1 protein-coding gene and 1 pseudogene are annotated in these 570 nt (G+C 44.7%); both read left to right on the top strand.

Translation table 11 applies throughout. The features are described 5' to 3' along the window. Positions 1-155 (top strand): thymidylate synthase (locus ACS8FC_RS19655; protein ID WP_439298024.1); only part of this gene is annotated, 155 nt, incomplete at its 5' end. Between the two features lie 79 nt (positions 156-234). Next, positions 235-570 (top strand): annotated as a pseudogene (locus ACS8FC_RS19650) (dihydrofolate reductase); the annotation flags it as partial.

Here is a 570-nt window from a genome sequence, read left to right as displayed (position 1 = left end):
AGCAAGCTGAGCTACAATTAACACGCTCGCTATATACACCGCCAACATTGACACTGAACCCCGAGGTGAAAGATATTTTTGCTTTTGAATACGACGATATTAGCGTCAATAACTATGAGTCTCATCCGACCATCAAAGCCAAAGTTGCTGTTTAAAGTACGTCTCATGCACGACAATAAATAAGACTGTGAGTTAAAATACAGACGTTTAAAAATATAATAGAAAGGACACATTATGAGCTATGCCCACACTGAAGTTGCCCAAATCGCCGCCATAAGTAGCAATCGCTGTATCGGTAAGAACAATGAGCTGCCGTGGCATATCTCACAAGACTAGCAGCATTTTAAACAGTTGACCACACGTGACCCGCAGAATACGGTCTCGAGTAGCGATATGCAAGGCATCGTCATCATGGGTCGCAAGACATTTGAATCAATGGGTAGCAAACCACTACCAAAACGTGTGAACTTCATTGTCTCCACTCAGATGGACTACGCAAAGCAAAAAGGACTGGTAGGACACGCCCACGCGCACGTGGTTCACAACTTAGATGACGCCCTGACGCATGCC

This window comes from Psychrobacter sp. 1Y4, assembly GCF_051847555.1.
Note: the sequence above shows the minus strand (reverse complement) of the source record. Positions and strands in the feature narration are given on the sequence as shown.